The sequence below is a fragment of the Candidatus Microbacterium colombiense genome (assembly GCA_029203165.1).
GTDB classification, from domain to species: Bacteria; Actinomycetota; Actinomycetes; order Actinomycetales; family Microbacteriaceae; genus Microbacterium; species Microbacterium colombiense.
Genome location: CP119308.1, coordinates 1,991,049 through 2,011,930 on the forward strand (window position 1 = coordinate 1,991,049; position 20,882 = coordinate 2,011,930).

General features: G+C 68.2%; 16 protein-coding genes, 2 tRNA genes and 1 pseudogene. 14 read left to right on the plus strand and 5 right to left on the minus strand.

Features of this window, described 5'->3' with window-relative positions; all coding sequences use genetic code 11:
• Positions 1–16 precede the first annotated feature (16 nt).
• Entirely contained in the window at positions 17–2,851 is a 2,835-nt protein-coding gene (locus P0Y60_09570; GenBank protein WEK59630.1) for an FAD-binding and (Fe-S)-binding domain-containing protein, read from the minus strand.
• Between the two features lie 73 nt (positions 2,852–2,924).
• On the opposite strand from P0Y60_09570, the gene P0Y60_09575 reads away from it, so the two are divergent.
• The gene (locus tag P0Y60_09575) at positions 2,925–3,584 is read left to right on the plus strand and encodes a GntR family transcriptional regulator (GenBank protein WEK59631.1); all 660 of its coding nucleotides are present in this window, start codon (positions 2,925–2,927) and stop codon (positions 3,582–3,584) included.
• 27 nt (positions 3,585–3,611) lie between these two features.
• Here P0Y60_09575 and P0Y60_09580 read toward each other — a convergent pair whose 3' ends face one another.
• The gene (locus P0Y60_09580; protein WEK59632.1) at positions 3,612–4,529 is read right to left on the minus strand and encodes a hypothetical protein; all 918 of its coding nucleotides are present in this window, start codon (positions 4,527–4,529) and stop codon (positions 3,612–3,614) included.
• A gap of 77 nt (positions 4,530–4,606) precedes the next feature.
• Between P0Y60_09580 and P0Y60_09585 the strand changes: the two genes are divergently transcribed.
• The 3 genes from P0Y60_09585 to serA all read left to right on the plus strand — a co-directional run bounded on the left by P0Y60_09585 (position 4,607) and on the right by serA (position 7,147).
• Positions 4,607–5,095, plus strand: coding sequence for a hypothetical protein (locus tag P0Y60_09585; protein WEK59633.1), 489 nt, complete (start codon positions 4,607–4,609; stop codon positions 5,093–5,095).
• Positions 5,092–5,421 (plus strand): hypothetical protein, encoded by a 330-nt coding sequence (locus P0Y60_09590; protein WEK59634.1) that lies wholly within the window; start codon positions 5,092–5,094, stop codon positions 5,419–5,421. The genes P0Y60_09585 and P0Y60_09590 overlap by 4 nt, the downstream gene beginning before the upstream one ends.
• Before the next feature lie 121 nt (positions 5,422–5,542).
• Positions 5,543–7,147: a phosphoglycerate dehydrogenase gene (gene serA, locus P0Y60_09595; GenBank protein ID WEK59635.1), complete on the plus strand. Its 1,605-nt coding sequence runs from the start codon at positions 5,543–5,545 to the stop codon at positions 7,145–7,147.
• 62 nt (positions 7,148–7,209) lie between these two features.
• On the opposite strand, the gene P0Y60_09600 is transcribed toward serA, so the two are convergent.
• On the minus strand, positions 7,210–7,752 hold the full coding sequence (locus P0Y60_09600) for a helix-turn-helix domain containing protein (GenBank protein WEK59636.1): 543 nt from the start codon (positions 7,750–7,752) through the stop codon (positions 7,210–7,212).
• Positions 7,753–7,848: 96 nt separating this feature from the next.
• Between P0Y60_09600 and P0Y60_09605 the strand changes: the two are divergent.
• The 9 genes and pseudogenes from P0Y60_09605 to pepN all read left to right on the plus strand — a co-directional run bounded on the left by P0Y60_09605 (position 7,849) and on the right by pepN (position 19,370).
• Positions 7,849–9,379: pseudogene (locus P0Y60_09605) on the plus strand (MFS transporter).
• A gap of 74 nt (positions 9,380–9,453) precedes the next feature.
• Complete coding sequence (locus tag P0Y60_09610) at positions 9,454–10,497, plus strand: 3-isopropylmalate dehydrogenase (GenBank protein ID WEK59637.1); 1,044 nt, start codon at positions 9,454–9,456, stop codon at positions 10,495–10,497.
• Positions 10,498–10,559: 62 nt separating this feature from the next.
• Positions 10,560–11,660, plus strand: a complete 1,101-nt coding sequence (locus tag P0Y60_09615) for a branched-chain amino acid aminotransferase (protein ID WEK59638.1) — start codon at positions 10,560–10,562, stop codon at positions 11,658–11,660.
• A gap of 129 nt (positions 11,661–11,789) precedes the next feature.
• Complete coding sequence (locus P0Y60_09620) at positions 11,790–12,566, plus strand: fumarylacetoacetate hydrolase family protein (GenBank protein WEK59639.1); 777 nt, start codon at positions 11,790–11,792, stop codon at positions 12,564–12,566.
• A complete protein-coding gene (locus P0Y60_09625) occupies positions 12,563–13,822 on the plus strand; it encodes an MFS transporter (protein WEK59640.1) in 1,260 nt (419 codons plus the stop codon). Before P0Y60_09620 ends, P0Y60_09625 begins: the two co-directional genes overlap by 4 nt.
• A gap of 52 nt (positions 13,823–13,874) precedes the next feature.
• Positions 13,875–15,380, plus strand: a complete 1,506-nt coding sequence (gene gltX, locus P0Y60_09630) for a glutamate--tRNA ligase (GenBank protein ID WEK59641.1) — start codon at positions 13,875–13,877, stop codon at positions 15,378–15,380.
• Between the two features lie 181 nt (positions 15,381–15,561).
• Positions 15,562–15,633, plus strand: a tRNA-Gln gene (locus P0Y60_09635).
• 211 nt (positions 15,634–15,844) lie between these two features.
• Positions 15,845–16,822, plus strand: coding sequence for a DNA topoisomerase IB (locus P0Y60_09640; protein ID WEK59642.1), 978 nt, complete (start codon positions 15,845–15,847; stop codon positions 16,820–16,822).
• Between the two features lie 58 nt (positions 16,823–16,880).
• On the plus strand, positions 16,881–19,370 hold the full coding sequence (gene pepN / locus P0Y60_09645; protein ID WEK59643.1) for an aminopeptidase N: 2,490 nt from the start codon (positions 16,881–16,883) through the stop codon (positions 19,368–19,370).
• Between the two features lie 9 nt (positions 19,371–19,379).
• On the opposite strand, the gene P0Y60_09650 is transcribed toward pepN, so the two are convergent.
• Positions 19,380–19,961 carry a GNAT family N-acetyltransferase gene (locus tag P0Y60_09650; protein ID WEK59644.1) on the minus strand — a complete coding sequence of 194 codons (582 nt, stop codon included), beginning with the start codon at positions 19,959–19,961 and terminating at the stop codon, positions 19,380–19,382.
• Positions 19,958–20,596 carry an MBL fold metallo-hydrolase gene (locus P0Y60_09655; GenBank protein WEK59645.1) on the minus strand — a complete coding sequence of 213 codons (639 nt, stop codon included), beginning with the start codon at positions 20,594–20,596 and terminating at the stop codon, positions 19,958–19,960. Before P0Y60_09655 ends, P0Y60_09650 begins: the two co-directional genes overlap by 4 nt.
• Before the next feature lie 164 nt (positions 20,597–20,760).
• Between P0Y60_09655 and P0Y60_09660 the strand changes: the two genes are divergently transcribed.
• Positions 20,761–20,833: transfer RNA gene (locus P0Y60_09660), tRNA-Glu, on the plus strand.
• Positions 20,834–20,882: the final 49 nt, after the last annotated feature.

Here is a 20,882-nt window from a genome sequence, read left to right on the forward strand (position 1 = left end):
CTGCACGCGCTGTCGCTCAGCCGCGGGTCAACTCCTCCAGCACCTCGACGACGTGGCGGTAGGGCTGGCCGGTCGCGCGACTCATGCCGATCTCGCAGGTGCGGTTCGCTGAGACGAAGGCATCGAAGCCGCCGCGGTCCGCATCTGCAGCACGGACCTCGGCGGACTCGACGGCGGTCGCACTGGCGGTCAGCTCCGGGTGCAGCATGCCGCGGTCGCCCGCGAATGCGCAGCACCCCCAGCCCTCCGGGATGTAAACCTCGGAGGCGACGGCAGCGGCGATCTCGGTGAGTGCACCGGTCGCACCCAGCGCGGTGGTCGAACACGTCGGATGCACAGCCACGCTGTCGAGCTTCGCCGACACGGTCACGCGGGGGAGCACCTCGCGGGCGATGTATGTCGTGGCGTCTTCGATCACGAGCGCGCCGTACTCCGGATACTCCGTGAGCGACTTGGCCAGCATCGTGTGCAGGCCCTCCGTGCAGGATGCCGCGTCGCACACGACCGGGAGTTCTCCGTGACGGCTGGCCTCCCACAGCGACGACAGCACGCGGGTCGTCATCCGGTCGTAGCCGGCGAGGTGTCCCTTCGACTTCCACGGCGTACCGCAACACATCCCGCCTGTCTCCTCGGGGATGACGACGGCGATTCCTGCGCGGTCGAGCAGCGCCCGCACGGCGTCGCGGGAGCCCTCTCCGTGGCCCTCCGCGCCGAACATCGTGCCGATACAGGCTCCGAAGAAGACGGCGCCGGCATCCGCGGGGTTCTGCGCGGTCGGGGACTTGGTCCCGCCGCGGGGGAGCCCGCCGTCGTACAGCGGCACCGTGTCCGTGCCGAGGATGGCACGGCCGATCTGAGTGACGCCTTTCACGAGCGGCGCGGGCATCGCGGCGGCGAAGGTGAGCGCGGTGCCGCCGACTCGCGTCACCGTGGACCATCCCTTGGCCGCGGCATCCCAGACTGTGTCCTCGATCTTCGACGACTGCTCGGCGCGCAGGCGGCGCACCAGGTCTCCCGTGTTGATGTCGACGGGGCAGGCGACGCCGCACATGCCGTCGACGGCGCACGTCTGCACACCGTCGTAGTCGTAGTCGGCCCGTAAATCCTCCAGGAGGGCCGTGTCGCCCTGCTCCTCGGCCCAGGCCATGTCGCGCCGGATCACGATGCGCTGACGTGGAGTGAGGGTGATGCTCTTGCTCGGACAGGTCGGCTCGCAGTACCCGCACTCGACGCAGCGGTCGACTTCGCTCTCGACCGTGGGCACACGCTTGAGATCGTGCAGGTACGAGTCGGGATCGTCGGAGAGCACCACCCCGGGGTTGAGGATGAGGTCGGGATCGAACAGGCGCTTGATCTCCCACATCATGTCGGTCAGCTCGTCGCCGTACTGGCGGCGGACGAACGGCGCCATGATGCGCCCCGTCCCGTGCTCGGCCTTCAACGATCCCTGCTGACCGAGCACGAGCTCGACGAGGTCGTCGGTGAATCGCCGGTAGCGCGCCACGCTGCCGGGGTCGTCGAAAATCTCGTTGAGCAGGAAGTGCACGTTGCCGTCTTTCGCGTGCCCGAAGATCACGGAGCCTTCATAGCCGTGCTCGGCGAACAGCTCGATCAGCCGTTCGCAGGTGACCAGCAGCCGGTCGACGGGCACCACGATGTCCTCCAGAAGCGCTGTCGTGCCGGACGGGCGCGCGCCGGCCACCGCCGTGTAGAGCCCCTTGCGCACGTGCCAGAGCGCGGCGCGTTCCGCAGCATCGGTGGTGAGTCTGGGCGCGGCGGCGAGCGGCAGGGCATCGAAGTGCGCCTGAGCGACCGCACGCGATGTGGTCAGGCGCTCGGCGTTCGCCGCGTCCACCTCGACGAGGAGGGCGGCATGACCCTGGACATCGATCTCGGCGATGACGGCTGGAACGTCACTGAGGCCCTGGGCGACGCGCAGGGAGGCGGCATCGAGCAGCTCGATCGTGGCGAGTCCGAGGTCGGTCAGCGCGGGCAGTGCGGACATGGCGGCGGAGAGCGTCTCGAACACGAGAAGTCCGGTCGCGACGGCCGACTGCACCTCGATCGTGCGGAACGAGGCTTCGGCGACGAACGCGAGCGTCCCCTCGGAGCCGATGATCAGGTGTTCGAGAATGCGCACGGGATCGTCGAAGTCGAGCAGCGCATTGAGCCCGTAACCCATCGTGTTCTTCATGGAGAACTGCTGCTGCAGGAAGGCGACGTGATCGGGCGATGCGAGCAGTCGGGAGCGCAGTGCGAGCAACCCGTCGGCGAGCGCGGGTTCCGCCGCGCGCAGCTGGGTATTCGCGTCGAGAGCGCCGGTGTCGAGGATCGTGCCGCTGGGCAGCACCACGCGCAGGGAGCGGATCGTCTGGTAGGTGTTCTCCGTGATGCCGCACGCCATACCGCTGGAGTTGTTGGCCACGACTCCGCCGATCGTGCAGGCGATCTCGCTGGCGGGGTCGGGGCCGAGCTTGCGGCGGTACCGGGTGAGGCGGGTGTTGACCTGACGCACGGTCGCGCCCGGCCCGACGCGCACCGTCGCCCCGTCGTCCTCGACGTGGATGCCGCGGAAGTGGCTGCGGGTGTCGACGAGGATGTCACCGCTGACGCCCTGACCGGAGAGGCTCGTGCCGCCGGAGCGGAAGGTGAGCGTGCGCCCGGCCGCGCGCACGGCGTCGAAGGCGCGGGCGACACCCTCGGCATCGACGGGGGAGAGCACCGCGTCGGGGACCAGCAGATAGTGCGAGGCGTCGTGCGCCCGCGCGAAGCGATCGATCGACCGCGAATGCACCTGGGTCGATGCTCCGAGAATGGCGGGATCCAGGGGTTCGGCAAGGGTGGTCGTCACGGTGTTCCTCTACTCCATCGAACGATTGTCTGACAAGTGTACCGAGTGGGGTGCCCTTCGATAGGCTGACCACATGACGAGCACAGAAGCCGCCCTGGGCGTCGTGGGCGTGGTGGATGCCGTGACGGCACAGCTGCGCGGGCGCATCCTCAGCGGCGACATCCGCTCGGGTGCTCCGCTCACCGAGGCCGCGGTCTCGCAGAGGTTCGGCGTGGCGAGGCCGAGCGCGAAGGCCGCGATCGAGCAACTGGTCGCGTCGGGTCTCCTGGAGCGCACGGCGCATCGCAGCGCACGCGTGGTCGGCATCGATCCCGAGACGGTCCGGGATGTCTACCGGACGCGGACCCGGCTCGAGAGTGCGGCGTTGCGCGAGCTCGCCGCGCGGCGCGAGGTCCCTGTGGTGGCGATCGCCGCGAACGCTGAGATCCTCGCGATGGCGCCCGGGCCGGATCCCGCCACGGTCGACCCTGACCTGCGGTTCCACACGGCTCTCATCGATGCCCTCCACAGCGAACGGACAGCACGCATGTACCGCAGCGTGCTCGACGAAGTGCGGCTCTGCATGGCGCAGGTGCAAGGGCGCAGGTTGCTGGATGCCTCGGCTATTGCCGCCCAGCATGCCGAGATCCTCGACGCCGTGGTCGCAGGGAACGGCCAGCGCGCTGCCGAACTCCTGGACGCCCACCTCTCCTCCGCGGAGGAGAGGCTCGTCGAGGCACTCAGCGCCGAGTAGCGCCGGGAAAGGGCGTCGCCGGAGAGGCTACTCCGCCGGAGCTTCTTCGACCTCGATCGGCGGCGTGGTCCCGTCGGCCCACACGGGTGCAGGCAGCAGGGTGTCGACCTGGCCCGCCTGGATCGATCGGAGTGCCTCACTGATCTCGTCGGCGTTCTCCGGGACGGGGAGATCGCATGCGCGCAACTCCGAGGCGAACTGGAGAGTCAGCCGGCTCTTGCCCGCCTCGACCGCCTCGGCCGTCGTGCCGGTGCGGATCTCGCTGCCGGTCTGGATCGCCGAGACCTCATCGCACACGTGGTAGACGGCCCCGCCATCGACCCAGACGACCTCGTCCTGCCCGAGCAGCTGGATGACCGCGGACTGGTCGGCGGTGTACTGCTCGACCGACGGCGGGTTGAAGCTCGTGCCGAGCACGGCGGCGAGCACCGCCAAGGCGATGCCGACGATGCCCGCAGTGGTCTTCTGCCCCTTCGACATGTCCTTGTTCAGGAAGATCAGGATGATGAGCGGCAGGAAGGCGACGATCGCGATGATCGCGCCGAGCTGGTTCTGCACGAAGAACCGCACCGTGTCTGACTTGCGTGCCGGGTCGAGGCGGTTCGCCTTCTTCCAGAGGAAGGAGCCGGTGATCGACAGCGCCGCGATCACGACGAGCAGCACGAGCAGGGTGATGAACGCCCACTGCGGGAACTGCGCCTCGACGCCCTGTTCCTGCAGGAGTCCGGTATCGGGATTGCGCTCGAGCACGCCGTCTTCGCCCACGAACACGCGCTGACGCAGAAGCCAGAAGATCGCCACGGCTTCGGCCGCGATGGCGACGGCCCACAGGATGCCGGCGATCCATCGGAGAGTGGTCGCCTGCTTCTTCGCCCCGGCGGTCGGAACCCACCCTGCGGGGGGTTCGGTTGCGCTCTCGTCGACCTTCTTGTTCTGCTCGGCCACAGTGTTCCTTCCCCCACGGGGCCTGCTGCGGCCCGGATGCCCCGAGCCTAGTGGAACGGGTGTCCTACGCTGGGGACATGACTTCCGATTCCGACGATGCCCTGAGCTGGGACGGCGACGAGGACGCATCGCGTCCTCGTCCGTCGCTGCCGCGCGGGTGGAACGCTGTGGGCAAGGGGAGCGACGCGGTCGAGCGCGTCGACGACGAGGCTGTCGCGGAGGATGCGCCCGGTATCGATCACGTGACCGTCGACGCTGCCGAGCCGGCGCCGCTGAGCTCGGCGATGCTGCTGATCCTCGGCGTGGTCGGTGGCGTCTACCTGTTGTACTCGGTCGGCTGGGTGGTGGGTGGCCTCCGGCTGAAGCCGCTGGCCAACTTCTTCGTCGCAGACGCGATGTTCCTGCCGTGGTTCGTGCTGGCCATCGCGGCACCGGCACTGTGGTTCCTCGCGACCTGGGTGCTGACGCGCGGGCGTGCCGCCTGGATCCGCATCTGCCTCCTTCTGCTCGGGGTCGTGCTCCTCGTGCCCTGGCCCTTCGTGACGGTAGGAGTGATCGGCTCATGAGCACCACGGACATCGAACAGCGCTCCACCTCGCCGAAGTGGCTGGTGGGCCTCGTGCTGGGTCTCGCCGGGCTGTTCTACGCCTACGCGATCTGGAATGCCGTCGCACACCTGATCACGATGGCTCAGGGCGGACTGACCGGCGGCGGGTGGGCGGTGCTCGGATTCGGCGTCGCGTTCCCTGCGATCGTGTTCACCTTCGCGTACGTCATCGCTCGGCGCCGCACGGTGGGGGAACTCGCCCTGGTGCTGTTCGCCGGTCTCGGTGTCGTGGCCGTGTTCTGGATGAGCCTGCTGGCATACAGCCTGACGCTCGCGACGTCCTGAGCGACGGGTCCGGGCGTCACACGGCACGAGCGGGTGAAGAGCCTCCGGTACAGTGGAGGTGATCGCGCCCCCATGGTGTGCGGCGCATCGGCCCCTGCTGCGCTGCCCCGAAGGATCCTCTGTGCCGAAGCCCGTCGTCCTGCTCGCCGAAGTTCTCTCTCCCGCCACGATCGAGGCTCTGGGCCCCGATTTCGACGTCCGTGACGTCGACGGAACCGATCGTGAGGCGCTCTTCGCCGCGCTGTCGGATGCGGATGCGGTGCTGGTCCGATCCGCGACGCGGATCGATGAGGAGGCTCTGGCGCACGCGCCGAAGCTGAAGGTCGTCGCGCGTGCCGGCGTCGGCCTCGACAACGTCGACATCAAGGCGGCCACCGCCGCGGGCGTCATGGTCGTCAACGCACCGACGTCGAACATCGTCTCCGCTGCCGAGCTCACGGTCGGTCACATCCTGAGCCTCGCACGCCGCATCCCGGCCGCCCATGCCTCGCTGTCCGCCGGCCAGTGGAAGCGGAGCTCGTTCACCGGAGCCGAGCTGTTCGAGAAGACGGTCGGCATCGTCGGCCTCGGCCGGATCGGCGCCCTCGTCGCGGCGCGCCTGGCTGCCTTCGACATGCGCGTCGTCGCCTACGACCCCTATGTCACCTCTGCGCGCGCACAGCAGCTCGGTGTGCAGCTGCTGTCGCTCGACGAGCTCGTCGCCGAGTCGGACTTCCTCACGATCCACATGCCGAAGACGCCCGAGACGACCGGGATGATCGGCGCGGAGCAGTTCAAGGCCATGAAGCCGACCGCGTTCGTCGTGAACGTCGCCCGCGGTGGCCTCATCGACGAAGAAGCGCTGCATGCCGCGCTCGTCGCGGGGGAGATCGCCGGGGCCGGTCTCGACGTCTTCACGTCCGAGCCGCCGGCCGAGGGCGGGACTGCTCGTCCGCTGCTCGATCTGCCGAACGTGGTCGTCACCCCGCACCTCGGGGCCAGCACCGAAGAGGCACAGGAGAAGGCCGGCGTCTCGGTCGCGCGTTCCGTGCGTCTGGCGCTCGGCGGCGATCTGGTTCCGGATGCCGTGAACGTCGCCGGTGGTGTCATCGACCCCTACGTGCGCCCCGGGATCTCGCTGGTCGAGAAGCTCGGTCAGATCTTCGCCGCTCTCGCGACCTCGCCGCTCACGAGCCTCGATGTCGAGGTGCACGGTGAGTTGAACGCCTACGACGTCAGCGTGCTCAAGCTCGCGGCGCTCAAGGGTGTGTTCACGAACATCGTCAGCGAGACCGTCTCTTACGTCAACGCGCCTCTGCTCGCCGATCAGCGCGGCGTCAGCGTGCGCCTGATCAAGGATGACGTGAGCGACGAGTACCGCAACGTCATCACGCTCAGCGGAGCGCTCTCCGACGGCTCGCAGCTGTCGGTGTCCGGCACGCTCACCGGTCCGAAGCAGGCCGAGAAGCTCATCGGGATCAACGATCACGCGCTCGAGCTGCCGATCGAGAAGCACCACGTCGTGATGCTCTACACCGACCGCCCCGGCATCGTGGCCGTCTACGGCCAGAAGTTCGGCGAGGCCGGCATCAACATCGCGGGCATGCAGATCGCGCGTCAGGCGGCCGGTGCCCAGGCACTGAGCGTGCTGACGCTCGACTCTCCGGTGTCTGAGGAACTCCTCGAAGATGTGAGCGCCGCGATCGACGCCGACCTGTTCCGTCAGATCGAGATCACCGAGGCCTGAGCCACGGAATCGTGCAAGAGGCGGGGGCGTGATGCCCTCGCCTCTTCTGCGTGTCCGGCGGGTCAGGCGGTGGTGCGCAGCACGAGCGCGATCAGTGCCTCCAGCTCCTCGCGGTGCGGCACCAGGCGCTCCGGGCCGTGCACGTCGAGGGAGTTGTTGAAGTACAGCCCGTCGCTCAGAAGCATCACCAGGTCGAGACTCGTGCTGTCGCGCACATGGGGACGGATCGCATCCTCCCAGCGGCGCCGAGTGCTGCGGAGCATGTCGGCGGCGGGGATCGATCCTCCCTGTGCGAGCCGGGTCGTCGCGATGAGGGCGCGGTCGAGAGCGTCGTCCTCCATCACCGAGGTCCGCACGTAGTACGCCACGGGCCCCTCGTCGGCGGATTCCATGCGCACGAGATCGGCGACCGTCAGTGCGTCGAGACGCTCGAGCAGGCCGGTCTCGAGCTCATCCTTCGAGCCGAAATGGTAGAGCAGCCCGCCTTTCGACACACCGGCTGCTTTGGCCGTGGCGTCGAGCGTCGCGGCGCGTTCCCCGTCGGCGATGAGAATCGCCTCGAAGGCGTCGAGAACACGTTCGCGGGCCAGTGGTGGTCGGGGCATCGGGGTCCTCTGTGTCTTGATGGGGGAGGAGATTCTGTTACTATACCATCCGGACGGTTCAGTAAGAGATCGTCCTCCAGAACTGAGAGGTGTTCCATGTCCCGTACTGCGTCGATCCCGACGACAGAGACGGATGCTCCCCGCGTCGGAGCCCGGGGCTGGGCGGCGCTCGTCGTCCTCATGCTGCCGGTACTGCTGGTGTCGGTGGACAACACGGTGCTGAGCTTCGCGCTCCCCGAGATCTCCATCGCTCTCGCGCCTTCCGGGGCCGAGCAGCTATGGATCATCGACGTCTATCCGCTCGTTCTCGCGGGCCTCCTGGTGACGATGGGAACACTCGGCGACCGCTTCGGCCGTCGGAAGATGTTGTTGATCGGAGCCACGGGCTTCGCCGCAGTCTCCGTGCTGGCCGCGTTCGCGCCGACTGCCGGACTGCTGATCGCCGCCCGTGCACTGCTCGGATTCTTCGGCGCCATGCTGATGCCGTCCACGCTCTCGCTGCTGCGCTCGATCTTCCAGAACCGCGACCAGCGCCGCATGGCGATCGCCGTCTGGGCATCCGCCTTCTCCGCCGGCTCGGCACTCGGGCCCATCGTCGGCGGCATCCTGCTCGAGCACTTCGCGTGGGGGTCGGTGTTCCTCATCGCCGTGCCCGTGCTCATCCCGCTGCTGATCGCCGCACCCCTCCTGGTGCCCGAGAGTCGCGACCCGAACCCGGGGCGGATCGATCCGGTCAGCATCGTGCTGTCGATGGCGGCGATGATCCCCGTGGTCTATGCGATCAAGTCGTTGGCCGTCGATGGTCCCAGCCTGGTCGCCGGCGGCTGGGCGGTGCTCGGCATCGCCATGGGCGTCCTCTTCGTACGTCGTCAGGTGCGCGCCGAGATCCCCATGCTCGACATGGCCCTGTTCCGTCGCGGGTCGTTCTCCGGGGCGATCCTCGTGAACCTGCTCAGTGTCGTCGCGCTCGTGGGGTTCCTGTACTTCGTGTCGCAGCATCTGCAGCTGGTGCTCGGCCTGTCGCCGATGAACGCGGGGTTCGCACTCGTGCCGGGAATGCTCGCGATGATCGTCGCGGGCCTCAGCGTCGTCCCGATCTCGCGTCGTGTCCCTCCGCACATCGTGGTTCCCGCCGGGCTTGCGTTCTCCGTCGCGGGGTACCTCATCGTGGCGTTCACGACGCACGAGCACGGTGTCGCGCCCCTGGTGATCGCATTCGTGGTGCTCGGCATCGGTATCGGTGCGGCGGAGACGATCTCCAACGAGCTCATCCTCTCGAGCGCGCCGGCGGCGAAGGCGGGAGCCGCGAGTGCCGTCTCCGAGACGGCATACGAGCTCGGCGCCGTGCTCGGAACCGCGGTTCTCGGTGGCCTCATCACCGCCTTCTATCGTGGAGCCATCGTGCTGCCGGAGGGCCGCCGAGGTGGTGCACGCGGCGCGGGAGACCTTGGCCGGTGCCTACACAGCCGCACGCGAGCTCCCCGGGACGCTCGGCGATGCCCTGTGGAATGCTGCGGCCGAGGCCTTCGGCTCGGGCGTCATGATCACATCGCTGATCGGTGCCGGACTGGTGGTGGTCGCGGGCGTGATCGCGGTCGTCACACTGCGCACTCGCACCTCGCACTGACCACTACGCTGGATGAACCGACCTCGATGTCTCCACGGAGACCGAGGTCGGTTCACCCCGGTGCAAGGAGAGTCATGTCGCGTGTCGTGAAGCTGGCCGTCATCCCCGGAGACGGGATCGGCCCCGAGGTCATCGCCGAGGCGGAGAAGGTGCTCGCCGCCGTCACCGCGGCGAGCGACGTGCGGTTCGACACGACTCGCTTCTCGCTCGGTGCGGGACGCTATCTCGAGACCGGCGACACGCTCAGCGATGAGGACCTCGCGGCGATCGCCGCACAGGACGCGATCCTCCTCGGAGCGGTCGGCGGCACCCCGGGCGACCCCCGACTCAAGGACGCGAACATCGAACGCGGACTGCTGCTGAAGCTGCGCTTCACGCTGGACCACTACGTGAACCTTCGACCCTCGAAGCTGTTCGTCGGAGCGCCGGGCCCGTTGGCGAACCCGGGTGAGATCGACTTCGTGGTGGTGCGCGAGGGCACGGAAGGACCCTACGTCGGCAACGGCGGAGCGATCCGCGTCGGAACGCCGAACGAAGTCGCCAACGAGACGTCCGTGAACACCGCCTTCGGTGTCGAACGCGTCGTCCGCTACGCATTCTCGCTCGCCGAGCGTCGCCGGGGAAGGCTGACCCTGGTGCACAAGACCAACGTGCTCGTGCATGCGGGCGCCATCTGGAAGCGCATCGTCGATGAGGTCGCCGCCGAGCATCCCGATGTGGCCGTCGACTACCTGCATGTCGATGCAGCGACCATCTTCCTGGTCTCCGACCCGTCGCGCTTCGACGTGATCGTGACCGACAATCTCTTCGGTGACATCCTCACCGACCTCGCCGGTGCCGTCACCGGCGGCATCGGACTCGCGGCATCCGGGAACATCAATCCCGATGGCGCGTTCCCCTCGATGTTCGAGCCCGTGCACGGCTCGGCTCCGGACATCGCGGGCCAGCAGAAGGCCGACCCGACCGCCGCGATCCTGTCGATCGCGCTGCTCCTCGACCACCTCGGTCTCCCCGCGGAATCAGCACGGGTGAGCGCGGCCGTCGAGGCCGATATCGCGGGCCGTACCGGCGCCCGCACCACCGCGGAGATCGGCTCCGCGATCACTGCCCGCCTCTGAACGACGGGCGTAGGCTGAGACGGCGCGATGGTGCGCCCACGCACGAGGAATGGATGACGATGATGACGACGATCGATACCGACACGGCCGTGGCGCCGCTCGATTTCGCTGTGACGAAGAACCTGGCCGCGGCAACGCCCGCGCGCGTGGCCGAGGTGCTGGAGAACCCGGGCTTCGGTGTCGTCTTCACCGATCACATGGTCGACATCTGCTGGTCGTCCAGGGGCGGCTGGCACCGCCCGCGCGTGCAGCCCTACGGCCCCATCGCGCTGGATCCCGCAGCCTCCGTCCTGCACTACGCGCAGGAGATCTTCGAGGGCATCAAGGCCTACCGTCATGAGGACGGCTCCATCCACACGTTCCGGCCCGACCGCAACGCCGCACGTCTGCAGGCCAGCGCACGCCGGCTCGCCCTTCCGGAGCTGCCGACGGAGTACTTCATCCAGTCGTTGCGTGAGCTTGTCGCGGTCGATGGCCGCTGGGTTCCCTCCGGCGCCGATCAGAGCCTGTATCTGCGGCCGTTCATGTTCGCCAAGGAGGCATTCCTCGGCGTGCGCGCGGCGCAGAAGGTCGCGTACTACGTGATCGCCAGCCCCGCCGGCGCCTACTTCTCGGGCGGCGTGAAGCCGGTGCGCATCTGGCTGTCCGAGGACTACGCCCGTGCGGGCAAGGGAGGCACGGGCAAGGCGAAGACCGGTGGCAACTACGCGTCGAGCCTGCTCGCGCAGACCGAGGCGAGCGCGCAGGGCTGCGACCAGGTCGTGTTCCTGAACGAGAACCGCTACGTCGAAGAGCTCGGCGGCATGAACGTCGTGTTCGTCTTCAAGGACGGCCGGGTCGTCACGCCCGAGTCCGACAGCATCCTCGAGGGCATCACGCGCGACTCGCTGCTGCAGCTCGCCGAGGACCGCGGCTACACGGTGGAGAAGCGGCCGATCTCGATCGACGAGTGGCGCTCCGGTGTCGAGTCGGGCGACATCGTCGAGGTGTTCGCCTGTGGCACCGCGGCGGTCGTCACACCGATCGGCGCGCTCGTGGGCGACGGATTCGACGAACCGCAGCCGCTGGGCGAGCTCGCCCTCTCGCTGCGCGAGGAACTCACCGACATCCAGTACGGTCGCCGCGAAGACAAGCACGGCTGGCTGCTGCGCCTCGACGCCTGACCGTCGAGCGGCCTTCACCGTCGACACCCCTCCGCACCATCGAGACCCCTCCCTGCCGACGTGAGCAGGGAGGGGTCTCGGCGCGCGGGCGGGGTCTCGATGCGTGGCGCGGCTGGATAGGCTGGACGCATGAAGATCGCCCGGTTCAGCCACGACGACGCCATCATGTACGGGATCATCGACGGGAGCGACCTGGTCGTCCTGGCCGGTGACCCGATGTTCACCGGGTACGAGACGACGGGTGCGCGCGTGCCGTTCGCCGATGCGGCGCTCCTCGCTCCCGTGATCCCTCGGTCCAAGGTCGTCTGCGTCGGCAAGAACTATCACGATCACGCCGCCGAGATGGGGGGAGTGGCGCCCGAGGAGCCGCTGCTGTTCCTCAAGCCGAATACGTCGGTGATCGGGCCCGGTGACACGATCGTCCGTCCCGCACTCTCGCAGCAGACGGAGTACGAGGGTGAGCTCGCGGTCGTGATCGGGAAGATCGCCAAGAACGTGAAGGCCGCGGATGCGCTCGACCATGTCCTCGGCTACACGATCGGCAATGACGTCACCGCCCGTGATCTGCAGCGCAAGGACGGTCAGTGGTCGCGGGCGAAGGGCTTCGACACCTTCTGCCCGCTCGGACCGGTGATCGAGACCGACTTCGCTCTCGCGACGGCCACCATCGAGACGCGCGTCAACGGCGAGGTCCGTCAGCACGCGCCGCTGACCGACATGATCCACTCCGTGCCCGCGATCATCGAGTACGCCTCCGCGGTCTTCACGCTGCTGCCCGGCGATGTCATCCTGACCGGAACACCCGCAGGTGTGGGGACCTTCGGCGCCGGTGACACGGTCGAGGTCGAGATCACCGGACTCGGGATCCTGCGCAACATCGCGCGGGACGCACAGCTCACATCATGAGTGCGGCGGTGCTGACCGCCGCGCAGCAGTCGGCGGTGCAGCGCCGCACGGTCGCGGTGCTCTCCCTCGGGCAGGTGCTCGGCGGCATCGCCTTCGGGGCCACGGTCTCGCTCGGCGCGCTTCTGGCGGCTGACATCTCCGGCAGCGACGCTCTTTCGGGGCTCGCCACGGCCTCGGTCACCCTCGGTGCAGCGCTCTGCGCCATTCCGCTGGCTCGACTGGCATCGCGCGTCGGGCGCCGCCGTGCACTCACAATGGGGAACCTGTTCGCCCTGGTCGGCATCGCTGTGGTGATCCTCGCCGCATCCCTCCGGATCTTCCCGCTGCTGCTCGCCGGCATCCTGATGATCGGCGCCGGGAACGCGGGAAACCTCCAGTCGCGGTTCGCCGCCACCGATCTTGCCGCGCCCGCCCATCGGGGACGGGACCTCTCGATCGTCGTGTGGGCGACCACGATCGGCGGCGTCGCGGGGCCCCTGCTGCTCGGTCCCGGTGAAGTCGTCGGTCAGGCGATCGGGATGCCGCCGCAGACCGGTTCGTACGTGTTCTCCTTCGTGGCACAGTGCGCGGCGCTGGTGCTGTACGTCGTCGCGCTGCGCCCCGACCCTCTCCTCGCGGCGCAGAGCCTCGCGAGGACCTCGGCCGCGGCGGCGGGAGCGGCGATAGCCGACCGGCCACTCGCCGCCCGCTATGCGATCTTCGCGGTCGCCGCATCGCACGTGGTGATGGCGTCGGTGATGGCGATGACTCCCGTCCACCTCTCGCACATGGCTCACGGAGCGCACGGCATGGATGCCACCGCCTCCGACGTCTCGCAGCTGGTCGGCGTGACGATCGCCCTGCACGTGGCCGGCATGTACGCGCTCTCGCCGGTGTTCGGCATCCTGGCCGACCGCTGGGGAAAGCTGCGCGTCGTCCTGCTCGGGCAGGGCCTGTCTGCGATCGCGCTCGGATTCGCCATCTTCGCCAATGACCAGACCTGGGGTGTGATGGCGGCACTCATCTTCCTCGGGCTCGGGTGGAGCGCGGCGACCGTCGCCGGCGCGGCGCTGCTCACCGAGGCCTCCGCACCGGAACTGCGCACACGCAGACAGGGGCGCAGCGACTCCTTGATGAGCCTGTGTGCGGCTGCGGGAGCGGTGCTCGCCGGGGTGATCCTCTCGAACTTCCAGTACGCGGGGCTGGCGATCGCGGCATCCGTGCTCGTCGTGGCGATCGTCGCGCTCTCGCCGCTCGCTCGTACGACAAGACGCTGAGCACGTCGGGGCCGCGGTCGCGGTCTGCAGCGCGCTCTAGAATCGAAGGGCTATGGCTAATCCTCACCCCCTCACCACGACCGCCGGCGGCGCTGACGTGCGCGTCCGCTTCTGCCCTTCGCCCACTGGCCTGCCGCACGTCGGCATGGTGCGCACGGCGCTGTACAACTGGGCATACGCCCGCCACAACGGCGGCAAGCTCATCTTCCGCATCGAAGACACCGATGCCGCCCGCGACAGCGAGGAGAGCTTCCGACAGCTCGTCGACGCGCTGACGTGGCTCAAGATCGACTGGGATGAGGGCGTCGAGGTCGGTGGCCCCCACGCGCCGTACCGGCAGTCGCAGCGTCACGACATCTACCGCGGGGTGATCGACAAGCTCATCGCCTCCGGAGCGCTCTACGAGAGCTTCTCCGATGCGGCGGAGATCGACGCCCGGAACGAGGCCAACGGTCGTGCGAAGCAGCTCGGGTACGACAACTTCGACCGCGATCTGACCGATGAGCAGAAGGACGCGTTCCGGGCCGACGGCCGTCAGCCCGCTTTGCGCCTGCGGGTACCGGACGAGGACCTGACGTACGTCGACCTCATCCGCGGCGAGGTCACGTTCCCCGCCGGGTCCTTCCCCGACTTCGTGGTGGTGCGCCCGAACGGCGTGCCGCTGTACACCTTCGTCAACCCGGTCGACGACGCCCTCATGGGGATCACCCACGTGCTGCGTGGGGAAGATCTCATGCCGTCGACGGCTCGTCAGCTCGCGCTCTACGCGGCGCTGATCGACGCCGAGGTGACGACGTTCGTGCCGCGGTTCGCTCACATGCCGCTGGTTCTCGGCGAGACCGGCAACAAGAAGCTGTCCAAGCGCGATCCGCAGGCTGATCTGTTCCTGCATCGCGATCGCGGATTCATCCCGGAGGGGCTGCTGAACTACCTGGCGCTGCTGGGCTGGTCGATCGGACCCGACCGCGACGTGTTCTCGCTCGACGAGTTCACCGCGGCGTTCGACATCGTCAACGTCAACCCGAACCCGGCCCGCTTCGATCAGAAGAAGGCCGAGTCGATCAACGGCGACCACATCCGCATGCTCGCCGAGAAGGACTTCGCCGAGCGGACGGTGCCGTATCTCGCGGCCGCCGGCCTGTTCGACGAGCCCACGCACGAGCAGCTCGTGCAGGCCTTCCGCGTCGCGCCGCTGGTGCAGGAGCGCGTGCAGCTGCTGGGCGAGGTACCCGGGATGGTCGGGTTCCTGTTCGCCGACGAGGTCTCCTACGACGCCGACGCTCTCAAGGGTCTGCCGGCGAATGCGGCCGAGGTGCTCGACGCGTGCGTGGCGGCGCTCGAGGCTGTGACGGAGTTCACCCCGGAGAGGATCCAGGAGGCCCTCGCAGAGGCGCTGGTCGAGAAGCTCGAGCTCAAGCCCCGGATCGCCTACGGCCCGCCGCGCGTCGCGATCACGGGTCGACGGATCTCACCGCCGCTGTTCGAGTCGATGGAGCTGCTGGGTAAAGACGAGTCGCTGCGTCGACTGCGCGGGCTCTCCGCCACGCTCGTCGGCTGACGCGCGACGCGGAGTCGTCCGACCCGCAGGTGCGGGAGGGGAGGGTCGCCTGGCGATCCTCCCCTTCTCGTGTGCGGATGCGGGATCCGCCACGCCCGACTCGCGGAAGACGCGCTCCATTTGGCGCACGCCCATCGGTCGGGTAGGCTTGACTCTCGGTGCGAGGCTCCGGTTTCGCCCTTGGGGTATGGTGTAATTGGCAACACGGCGGTTTCTGGTTCCGTTGTTCTTGGTTCGAGTCCAGGTACCCCAGCAAGACGAAGAAGCCCGGGATTCCGCGAAAGCGGAGCACCGGGCTTCTTGCTTTTCTCCCGGCCGTCGCGTGTGTCGCCCGTCCGTGGCACCCGCGGGATGCCTAGCATCCTGTCGGCACCGCAGGCCAGCCCCTTTCGCGGCGCCGCGGGTGCGCGTCATCCTGGCGGCATGAATCGTCACTCACCGGACGTCGCTCCCCGGAGCAGGACATGACTGCGCTGGTCCGGGTGGTCCCGGGCGTGGATCACGGCTTCCGTCGTGTGCGTTCCGGATCGGGATACAGGTATCCGGACCAGGACGGGAACGCTGCGGGCGAGCCCGATCGTGAGCGCATCCATGATCTGGTCATCCCTCCTGCGTGGGAGGACGTGTGGATCGCGGCGGATCCGCTCGCGCACATCCAGGCAGTCGGGACCGACGAGGCGGGGCGGCGGCAGTACCTGTATCACCCGCTGTGGCGCGTGCGCCGTGATCGGAGCAAATTCCACCGGGCTCTCGATCTCGCCGAGCGTCTTCCGCGAGCGAGGGCGCGGGTCACGCGGGCCCTCAAAGACGAGACGCTGTCGAAGGAGCGCGTGCTCGCGACGGCGTTCCGGCTGCTCGATGATGCCGCGCTGCGCGTGGGATCGGAACGCTACCTCGTGAAGCACGGGAGCCGTGGGCTGACGACGCTGCGGCGGCGTGACGTTCGCATCACGGATTCGACCGTCGCCCTGTCGTTCCCTGCCAAGAGCGGACAGACCGCGGCGATCGAGATCACGGATGCGACGCTCGCCGAGGTGCTGACCGAGCTGTCTGCCGGTCCGGACCGCGCGCTGTTGCTCGCCTATCGGAAGGGTCGCCGTCGCGTGCGCATCACCCCGGCCGAGGTCAATGCCTATCTGCGCTCCGTGACAGGCGGCGTGTTCTCGGCCAAGGACTTCCGCACACTGCACGGCACGATCCTCGCCGCGGATGCGCTCGCGCGGATCGGTGCGCTCGACGGTCGGGCCCAGCGGAAGAAGGCCGAGCGCCTCGCGGTTCAGGCGACGGCGACAGCACTCGGCAACACCACGGCCGTCGCTCGCGGCAGCTACATCGATCCGCGGGTGTTCCGTCTCTACGCCCAGGGGAAGACCCTCGACCTCTCGGTGGCGCCGGAGTCCGCGATCCGGACGCTCCTGGCGGCGAAGCCCCGTCGCGGCTGACCCATCCGGTGATCCGCGCCGGGGCCGGGCCGGGACGCGCGGATGACAGGATGGACGCATGGACACCGCCAATCTGACCCGTGAGGAGACGGCGGCGCGATCCGCTGCCGTCCGCGTGCACAGCATCCGCGTCGAGCTCGATCTGTCTCAAGCAGCTGATCCGGAGCACACCGGATTCCCCACGACCACGACGCTCGAATTCGATGCGGAGACCGAGTCGACCTGGCTCGACTTCGTCGGCGACGAGGTGCAGAGCCTCACGGTCAATGGAGTTCATCGCGAGATTGCCTACGACGGAGCGCGCATCGTGCTCTCGGGCCTCGAGTCGCGCAACATCGTGGTCGTCGAGGCGGTGGGCGTCTACAGCCGCTCGGGTGAGGGTCTGCACCGGTTCGTCGACCCGGCCGACGGGGAGACGTACCTGTACACCCAGTACGAGCCTGCGGACTCCCGGCGCGTCATGGCGTGCTTCGAGCAGCCGGACATGAAGGCCCGCTTCACATTCGTCGTCCACGCGCCGGCCGGGTGGACGGTGCTGTCGAACCAGCGGACCGTCGACGTCGCCACGACCGACGGGGTGCAACGCGCCGAGTTCGCCGAGACGTTGCCGATCTCGAGTTACATCACGGCGTTGGCCGCCGGACCCTACGAGCGCATCGCCGGGGAATGGAACCGCGCAGACGAGCACATCGCGCTCGGAGTCTTCGTCCGTCGATCCCTGGCGCAATACCTCGAAGCCGAGGAGATCCTGGAGGTCACCCGCCAGGGTCTCGACTTCTTCTCCGATGCCTTCGCGTTCCCCTACCCCTGGGGCAAGTACGACCAGATCTTCGTGCCCGAGTACAACCTCGGTGCGATGGAGAACCCGGGTCTCGTCACCTTCACCGAGGCGTACCTGTCGCGTGGGGCGGCGACGGACGCGCAGCGCGCTGCGCGGGCGAACACGATCCTGCACGAGATGGCCCACATGTGGTTCGGCGATCTGGTGACCATGCGCTGGTGGGACGACCTGTGGCTCAAGGAGTCGTTCGCGGACTACATGGGAGCCCATGCCTCGGCCGTGGCGACGCGCTACACGGACGCCTGGGTGAAGTTCGCCGCGAGCCGGAAGGCGTGGGCCTACCAACAGGACCAGCTGCCGACGACGCATCCGATCGTCGCCGACATCACCGATCTCGAGGCGGCGAAGCTCAACTTCGACGGCATCACCTACGCCAAGGGCGCCGCCGTGCTCAAACAGCTCGTGGCCTTCGTCGGCGAAGAGGCGTTCTTCGACGGTGCGCGCCGGTACTTCGCGGCCCATGCCTTCGGAAACACGACGCTGGCCGACCTCCTCGCCCAGCTGAGCGCGGTGTCCGGACGTGACATGTCGGTGTGGTCGTCGGCCTGGCTGGAGACGACGGGGATGTCGATCCTCACCCTCGAACGCGCCGCCGACGGTGGCTGCGTGCTCGTGCAGAGCGATCCGCGCCCGCATCGACTGCGGATCGGCCTCTACGACTGGGAGGGCGCTCGACTGGTGCGCCGTGAGCAGATCGCACTCGACATCGCCGAGGAGCGCACCGCGGTCGAGCTTCCCGCGGCACCGCTCGTACTGCTCAACGACGACGACCTGACGTACGCCAAGGCCCGGCTCGACCCGGGCTCGCTCGACACGGTGAAGAGCTCCCTGTCGGCTGTCGACGACGCGCTGGCCCGCGCCCTGCTGTGGTCGTCGCTGTGGAACGCCACGCGCGACGGTGATCTCGATGCGACCCGCTACCTCGACATCGTGCGCCGGCATGCGCCGTCGGAGCCGAACATCGGCCTGCTCACCGGGGTGCTGGCGAACGCGGCCTACGCGGTGCGTCACTATGTCGATCGGGCGCTCGTCGCGTCGGAGCAGCGCGCCTGGACCGAGATGGTCTGGACGGCTCTGCGTGAGGCTGCTCCCGGCAGCGATGCGCAACTCAGCTGGGCGCGCGCTCTGGCGGCGGCATCGGCCTATGACACGGCGCGCAGCGCCGACGTCAGGGCGCTGTTGGACGGCATCGTGCCCACCGGGCTCGTGATCGATCCTGATCTGCGGTGGCAACTGCTCACGGCTCTGGTGACGACGGCGGAGGCGAGCGCGGACGACGTCGCCACCGAGTCGGCGCGCGATGACACCGGCGACGGGAGAACAGCCACGCGTCGCGCTCTCGCCTCGCGGCCCGAGGCCGATGTCCGGGCACAGGCGTGGGAAGCCGCCTGGACCGATCTGTCGTTGAGCAACGATCATCTCGACGCGGTCATCAGCGGCTTCCGCGCCGGGGGACGGCGAGACCTCATCGAGCGGTTCGACACCGAGTACTTCGACCGGATCGCGGAGGTCTGGGGTGCGCGCAGCATCGAGATCGCGAAGCGCCTCGTCACCGGTTTCTTCCCTACGACAGACTCCACGGAGCTCGTCGACGCGTGGCTCGAGGCGCATCCACTGGCCCCCGCTGCCCTCCGGCGGATCGTCGTGGAACAGCGAGACCATGTGGCGCGGGAGCTGCGGGTGCGGGCGGCGCAGGGGAGGGGCTGACCCCGGCGCCTAGCCGCTGTCGCCGTGGCTCTCGCTGTCGACCGCGCCGTCGCTCTCGCCGTCAGTGATCGGTTCGAGTCGCATCCCCATCACCGTCCGCACGATCCAGGGGTGCGCGTGATCATCGTCGATGTGGGTCATACCGAGCTTCTCGGCGACGGAGCGCGACGCGTCGTTGTCCGGATGGATGATCGCGGTGAGAAGCGTCGGGGCGAACTCCCGCCGCACCAGCTCTCGACAGGCGACCGCGGCTTCCGTCGCGAGGCCTCGGCGCTGTAGATCGACCCGCACGTGGTACCCGACTTCGAGCACGGGGGAGTCGTTCACCGACTGCCAGGTGATGCCGCAATCTCCCACGAACTCACCATCGTGCGTCTCGATGATCCAGAGCCCGTGCCCATGAACGGCATAGCTCGCCTGCATCCGTGAGATCCAGTCGGCCGCCTCTGCCCTCGTCTTCGGGGCGGGGTAGAACGCCATCACCGTGGGATCGCCGAGGAGCGCCGCCATGTCGTCGAGATCCTCGAGCGTCATCTCCCGAAAACGCAGACGCAGGGTGTCTGTGGGCAGAAGGTGAGGTTTCGCGCTCACAGGTCGAGGCTGTCGCCGGGATCGAGCGAGAAGAACTCGCCGCCGCCCTGTTCGGTGGCCCACTGCAGCCGGGCGCGATGCATCGTCCTGCCGGCCACCGAGAGCGTCATGTCGTGGGTGCCGAATGCGCGCCGCGGGCGCACTGCGAGCACGTAGTCCATCGCCTCTCCGATCTTCAGCCAGGGTGCGCCGAGCGGTGCGGCGAGGGTGTCGATCGCGACGCCCTCCGGAACGGCATACGAGTCGCCCGGATAGTACAGCTCATCGTTGACGAGCACTCCCACATTCTCGATAGTGGGGATCGACGAGTGGATCACCTCGTGGGTTCCCCCGAAGAAGCGCAGGGTGAAGTCACCGACCTCGATCGTGTCACCGGGGGAGACGACCGTGATCTCGTAGCCGTCCGCCGCATCCGCCACTCCGGACGGCGCGAACACAGGGATGCCCGGTACCGCGCGCAGGATGCGGTCGAGGTGCTCCGACGTCCAATGATCCGGATGCTCGTGGGTGAGCACGACTCCGACGACCCCGCTCAGATCATCGAGGGGAGTCGTGAAGGAGCCCGGATCGATGAGGAGCGTCTGATCGTTCTGATCGAGGCGGAGGGTGGCATGTTCGAACTTGGTCACGCGCATGAGACGAGTCAACTCCTTCTGGAACCGCTCGGCAAACTCTTCTGCGATCTCTTCTTCGATGTCGCCACGCCCGGGCGCACGACGAGTAGGCCCCGATTTGGCGCAGCAAGAATCGTCATGGCATACTTGAACGGTTGTCGCGGCACGGAAACGTTCCGCCAGACGGCCCCATCGTATAGCGGCCTAGTACGCTGCCCTCTCACGGCGGTAACGCGGGTTCGAATCCCGCTGGGGTCACACAACACACGAAAGCCCTCGGTCACCCGAGGGCTTTCGTCGTATCCGG

Coding starts and splice junctions, on each gene's coding strand:
- P0Y60_09575 (WEK59631.1), top strand. CDS start 2,925: ATGACGAGCACAGAAGCCGCCCTGGGCGTCGTGGGCGTGGTGGATGCC.
- P0Y60_09585 (WEK59633.1), top strand. CDS start 4,607: ATGACTTCCGATTCCGACGATGCCCTGAGCTGGGACGGCGACGAGGAC.
- P0Y60_09590 (WEK59634.1), top strand. CDS start 5,092: ATGAGCACCACGGACATCGAACAGCGCTCCACCTCGCCGAAGTGGCTG.
- P0Y60_09600 (WEK59636.1), bottom strand. CDS start 7,752: ATGCCCCGACCACCACTGGCCCGCGAACGTGTTCTCGACGCCTTCGAG.
- P0Y60_09610 (WEK59637.1), top strand. CDS start 9,454: ATGTCGCGTGTCGTGAAGCTGGCCGTCATCCCCGGAGACGGGATCGGC.
- P0Y60_09615 (WEK59638.1), top strand. CDS start 10,560: ATGACGACGATCGATACCGACACGGCCGTGGCGCCGCTCGATTTCGCT.
- P0Y60_09620 (WEK59639.1), top strand. CDS start 11,790: ATGAAGATCGCCCGGTTCAGCCACGACGACGCCATCATGTACGGGATC.
- P0Y60_09625 (WEK59640.1), top strand. CDS start 12,563: ATGAGTGCGGCGGTGCTGACCGCCGCGCAGCAGTCGGCGGTGCAGCGC.
- gltX (WEK59641.1), top strand. CDS start 13,875: ATGGCTAATCCTCACCCCCTCACCACGACCGCCGGCGGCGCTGACGTG.
- P0Y60_09640 (WEK59642.1), top strand. CDS start 15,845: ATGACTGCGCTGGTCCGGGTGGTCCCGGGCGTGGATCACGGCTTCCGT.
- pepN (WEK59643.1), top strand. CDS start 16,881: ATGGACACCGCCAATCTGACCCGTGAGGAGACGGCGGCGCGATCCGCT.
- P0Y60_09655 (WEK59645.1), bottom strand. CDS start 20,596: ATGCGCGTGACCAAGTTCGAACATGCCACCCTCCGCCTCGATCAGAAC.